Genomic DNA, 5,345 nt, shown 5'->3' with positions numbered 1-5,345 from the left:
ACAAACAGAATGCTATCGCTGCATAGTTGAACAGTGATGTTCAGCAGTGTTCAGCGTAAATGTATCAGGAAGTTGACAGTCCCCCAATCCACGAAGTCGGCTACCATCCCCGAGCCCAGCAGAAGGCAGGCCAGTACACCGCTGGGGCTGTGACGCAAGCCGTAGGCCATGGCCAAACTGCCCATCCCCCAGGCCCAAAACAAGCCTGCCGCAGATCCCCCAAGCTGAACCCACTGGGCCATCAGGCCAATACAGGCTCCCAGGGTCAGTTCACCGGCTATCAGCAGGGCGCTACCCAGACGCTGGGATCCCTGCTGCCAAGCCTGGAAGCCCGCCACCTGCAGCCCTACCATGAGGGCCAAGCACCCCCAGGCTCTGGCCCAGCGGGGAATGGCAGCCCAGTTGGCCGCCACAAAGGAGATCACCCCCAGGCCTACCAGAACTGCGCCAAACAGTAGCAGCACCAAGACAAAACGGCTGCCGGCCGCTCGGGGCAAGCTATCCAGTTGGTAGTACTCCCACAGCCGATCCCGCTGCTCAGGTTCAATCAACCCCTGCTCCACCCAGGCATCCAGCAGGTCGGCCAGTTGGCGGCGGAAACGCTCGCCGGGGTAGGGGGGGCGGGGAGAGGTCATGGCGGGATCCCGACAAGCGAAAGGAGGCTCGGGCGTTAAGGGAGTGGGATCGCTGAGGCGATTATAGTCCCTCACCCCTGGCTCCTCTCCCTCTAGGAGAGAAGGAATTGGGATCCCACTGCCTGAAGCACCCGCTGCAACACCTCTTGATAGCCAGCTACTGGATCCCCCAGATCAAAGCGAAAGAGATCCTTGTCCAGCACTCGCGGCTCGGATCCCTCCAGATCCCAAAGACGGCAGGTATCGGGGCTAATCTCGTCGGCTAGCAGGATCTCTCCCTTCTCGTCCAGGCCAAACTCCAGCTTAAAGTCCACCAACTCTAGGCGGCAGCTTCGCCAGAAAGCCTGCAGATGGTTGTTGATGGCCAAAGCCAGGGATCCGAGGCGCTCCACCTGCTCCGGCGTGGCCAGCTGCAACAGGCGGATGTGATCTGTGGTCACCAAGGGATCCCCCAAGGCATCGTTTTTGTAATAGAACTCCACCAGCGGCGGCTCGATGGGAAGGCCCTGCTCCAGGCCCAGCCGTCGGCAGAGGCTACCCGCTGTGCGGTTGCGCACCACCACTTCCAAAGGCAGGATGTGCAAGGCTCGCACCTGCATCTCGGTGGGGCCGGTTTGGGCCAAGAAATGGTTGGGGATCCCTTGCTGCGCCAGGTAGGCAAACACATGGCTGGAGACGGTGCAATTCACCTCTCCCTTGCCGGCGATGGATCCCCGCTTTTGGGCGTTGAAGGCGGTGGCGTCGTCTTTGTATTGGCAAAGATAAACCCTGGGATCGGCAGTGCGGTAGATGCGCTTGGCCTTGCCCTCGTAGAGCAGCTCTTGGGGGGAGAATGGCATACGCTAACCCCTAGTATCCGGCCAGCCGTCCGCGGATCCCTTGCCAAAGGGTAATGGCCAGGATGCGCAGATCCAGCCACAGGGACCAGTTTTGCACATAGTAGAGATCATACTGGGTGCGGCGGGCAATGCTGGTATCCCCCCGTAGGCCATGGATCTGGGCCCAGCCAGTCAGGCCGCTTTTCACCAAATGCCGATCCGGATACTTGGGGATCTCCTGGCTAAATTGCTCGACAAAGTAGGGCCGCTCTGGGCGGGGGCCCACTAGGCTCATTTCCCCTTTCAGGACGTTCCACAGTTGGGGCAGCTCGTCCAGGTTGGTGCGGCGCAAAAAGGCTCCTATCTTGGTTCGGCGCGGATCCCCGGGGCGCGTCCAGCCCGGCTGGCCGGCTGCCTCAGCATCCACTCGCATGGTGCGGAACTTGGCAATCCAAAAGCGACGCCCGTCCAAGCTCACCCGCTCTTGCCAATACAGAATGGGGCCAGGACTGCTGCAGGCTACCAGCAGGGCAATAATCAAAAACAGAGGGCTAAGCAAGATCAGGCCCAGGGAAGCTCCTAGGATGTCTACAGCTCGCTTGAGGAACCGGTTGTGGGCGTAGCGCAAAGGGGGCTGACGCAGAGTTAGCAGCGGGATCCCGTCGAGAGACTGCAGGCTGAAGTTCACCGTTAAAAAACTTAAGATATCCGGCACCAAGCGCACCTGCACCGACAATGTTTGCAAACTGAGCAACAGAGGAGCAGTTGCCAGCTCCGGTTGCCCAAACCACACCTCCTGCACTTCTGGGTGGGCTTGCAGATAGGCAATCAAATGGACCAGATCCAGACGCTCAAGAGCCGACCAGGAAGGCTCAAGCTGACTGCACAAGCAGGAGAGGGTTCCTCGGGATGAGCCGGACAGAGTCCTGTCGGCAGACTTAACCCCGTCAGAGGTAGGGCGGGCGGTGTTTAGTACTGGATATGAATCTTGACAGGGATCCCTATTTTGAGATGGGGGATCTTCCTCAAAAGAGCCTTGCTCTACGCCTGCCCAGGCGACTACCTGGAAGCCCAACTGCGGGGATCGCTGCAATCGCTCCAACACTTCCGCCAACACCGACCAGGATCCCACCCAGATGACCTGCCGCCGACCGTAGCCCCTAGAGCACAACCAGCCCATGCCCAGCCGCAACCCCACCCGTACCAAAGTCAAACTCAGCAGAGCCAACAAGCCGGCGTAGCCCACCACCAGCCGCGACAAAGAGACCGAGCGAACGAAAAAGGCCCCTGCCAGCACCAAACCAAACGTCAATCCCAACCCCACCAGCAAACTGGCCCATTCTTCAAAGCGAGACAAGCGCTTCGACTCACCGTATCCGCCTAAGCCCGCCTGAATGCCCCAATAACTGAGGGCGGTCAACAATCCCAAGGCCGCGTAGACATCCCAAGGCAAGAGCTGATGAGGACGCAAGCTGCGCAGCCAGTAGCCCGCCCCAAAGGCCAACCAAATACAAAGGCCATCGCCAAAACAGGCCAAGGGCACCCACAAACGATGCAGATCCAGACGAGTTTTATAGCCGCGTTCGGCCAAGGGTTATCTCCTTCGGCATCAAGACTGTTGACAATCTTACAGAAAAGATTGTGCATCTGAGGCTATTGGACAAGATCAGTGTTGACCAAAACTTGAATGGGTAGCCCTCACCAGATAATTCTATTGACGGCCCTTCCCAGCTTCAAAGGACTTCATGCTGCTGACACAAAATAAGTTCTTTAAGTAATTGGGATCCTCATCATGCAAGAGATAAAAATCCCTGTTGAGTGGGTTAAGTACCGTCGGAAAAGGCTGTTGTAGAAACTACCAGAATTGCAGACATTGGATGTCGAAACATGAGAGTTTAAGCAATGATCAAAGTGCAGTCTGAGAACAGCAATGATGACAGGATACTACGATTTCGTTGCCGGGCCGGCTACTGCCAGCAGAGATACACCAAAGGGCAGAGAAAACTTAGGTATCAGATAGGCTTCTGCAGCAAAAATACCCGTCAGCAGTCGATTGAGCCAAAGCGGCGGCATTTTCAGATCTTGGCTTTCCCTCAGGCGAAGCACTTTCTGCATTATGCGGATCCCTGAAATGATTGGGAAAAGAAAATTGTTGAAGAAAACAAGGGTATAAACTTCTAGACCTGAGCTTTTAAGCAACGACAAAAGTTGCCCGCGGGTATATCGTCTCTTGTGATGATTAAGCTCATCATGTAAACTCCACAGCCACGGATAAGCCGGAACAGTTACAACTAAGTAGCCAGATGGGGTTAACCTTTGACTGAGGGCTAGGAGAGCTTCTTTGTCATTCTCCAGATGCTCCAGCACATCCAGCAAAGCAATCAAATCAAATCGTTGAGAACCAAAGGGGATCCGGTTTGGCAACTCCCCCTCTGCCACGATCCCAATACCGCGAGCTTGGGCCAGCGGCAGTGCAATTTCACTCTTTTCCATAGCCCAAACTTTGCCAAATCTGGACAACATCTCCAGGTTGCCGCCGCTACCACAGCCAGCTTCCAAAATATAAGCAGAGGGGGGAAGCGACAGGGATCCAATAACCCGACTCAGAATGTGACGGCGACCCAAAAACCACCAATGCCGGTCTTCCAAGCCTGCCATTTGCTCATAAGCTTCGGGATCCATACCCGTAACCCAACAAAAGATCAAAAACAGGATTAGCCGCAGAAGGGGTTAGCAGAGCATATCTATCTAAACTAAGTTTAGGGGGATAATCGAGCCTTTCCCCAGCGATGCTTACGATACCAGGCCGCCACGTGGGGACACCACGCTTCAAAGTGGGGCCAAATCAGTTCACACAGATGTTGAATTTCTCGTTGAGCATCTTCTTTGGCTCGTAAATCCAAAAAATGCATTAGACTACGGCAATTGAAAGAGACCACGAAGTGTTGTCGGATCCCGTAGCCAATGATGTTGCGAGCATCTTCATAGGGCAATCCGCACTCTTCTACCAGGCGATAATAAGCAATGGCCTGGCTGCGATATTGCGCAAGAATGATATCCAAAGCTTCGGGGGAGATGGGCCTAAAGCCTTGGCGGGTTTTGGCCTTGCCCTCCTTGACGCTGGCAGGAACGTAAAACAAAGTTTCCAGCTCTTGCAAAGACAAGGAGGACTCCGTCCCGCCACTGTGCTCCGCACCGCTGACGCGATAGGCCTCCGGCCCGCTGACGCGATAGGCCTCCGGCCCGCTGACGCGATCGCTGACGCAACCGTAGCCGGTCTCGCCAACAGGAGCAGCAGTCTCGGTTGTGCTCCGCACCGCTGACGCGAACAAGAGCTTTTTGCCCAAATCGGCAATTTGCTGGCCTGTATATCGGAAGGATTGAACATCAAAAGAAATTCCCACCCGATGAGTACGGGCCTGTTGCATGACAGCATGGGGAAAATAGCCTACCCCAAACGTGATCTGAGGATGCTCTAGAGGCCCATAGTGGCCACGGTTGCCCTCCAGCAAATGCCGCACCACGGCCTCTCCATACTTTTCCGGGATCCGGCTTTCTGAGGTGACAAAATCAGGGCTGTAATCCTGGTGCATGGCCTGGTAGATGACCCGTTCTGGATCTGGGGTTTGATTCAGCACCACAACTTGAAACAAAGCATCCACAGGCTGCATCCCCTAGTGCTTCGCACCGCATGTTAGGATTCTGAGATCCTTGTAAGATCATATTGGCAGCGGAGAACGCCAACGGCATTGGCCTGCTCCACCACAGAGCATATTCCCTATCTGCCCCCACCCTGAGGTATTCCTTAACTCAGTGTAAGGAGAAGAGAGCATGACTCTAGTCAATAATAAGCTCAACTATACTGAAAATAATGTATAATATGTTCAGTACG

At 55.4% G+C, this 5,345-nt stretch carries 5 protein-coding genes; all 5 read right to left on the bottom strand.

The window, feature by feature from the left end; translation table 11 throughout:
• Positions 1–50 precede the first annotated feature (50 nt).
• Positions 51–710 (bottom strand): DUF2157 domain-containing protein, encoded by a 660-nt coding sequence (locus tag NW839_RS13205; protein ID WP_414349627.1) that lies wholly within the window; start codon positions 708–710, stop codon positions 51–53.
• A gap of 17 nt (positions 711–727) precedes the next feature.
• On the bottom strand, positions 728–1,474 hold the full coding sequence (gene purC, locus NW839_RS13200; RefSeq protein WP_414349626.1) for a phosphoribosylaminoimidazolesuccinocarboxamide synthase: 747 nt from the start codon (positions 1,472–1,474) through the stop codon (positions 728–730).
• A gap of 10 nt (positions 1,475–1,484) precedes the next feature.
• Positions 1,485–3,044: a sugar transferase gene (locus NW839_RS13195; RefSeq protein ID WP_414349625.1), complete on the bottom strand. Its 1,560-nt coding sequence runs from the start codon at positions 3,042–3,044 to the stop codon at positions 1,485–1,487.
• 353 nt (positions 3,045–3,397) lie between these two features.
• Entirely contained in the window at positions 3,398–4,135 is a 738-nt protein-coding gene (locus tag NW839_RS13190; RefSeq protein ID WP_414349624.1) for a class I SAM-dependent methyltransferase, read from the bottom strand.
• A 77-nt stretch (positions 4,136–4,212) separates the two neighbouring features.
• Positions 4,213–5,124: an FAD-dependent thymidylate synthase gene (locus NW839_RS13185; RefSeq protein WP_414349623.1), complete on the bottom strand. Its 912-nt coding sequence runs from the start codon at positions 5,122–5,124 to the stop codon at positions 4,213–4,215.
• Positions 5,125–5,345: the final 221 nt, after the last annotated feature.

The sequence above is a fragment of the Synechococcus sp. R5-15 genome (genome assembly GCF_047462035.1).
Classification (GTDB): Bacteria; Cyanobacteriota; Cyanobacteriia; order Thermostichales; family Thermostichaceae; genus Thermostichus.
This window is presented reverse-complemented; position numbering and strand designations above follow the sequence as displayed.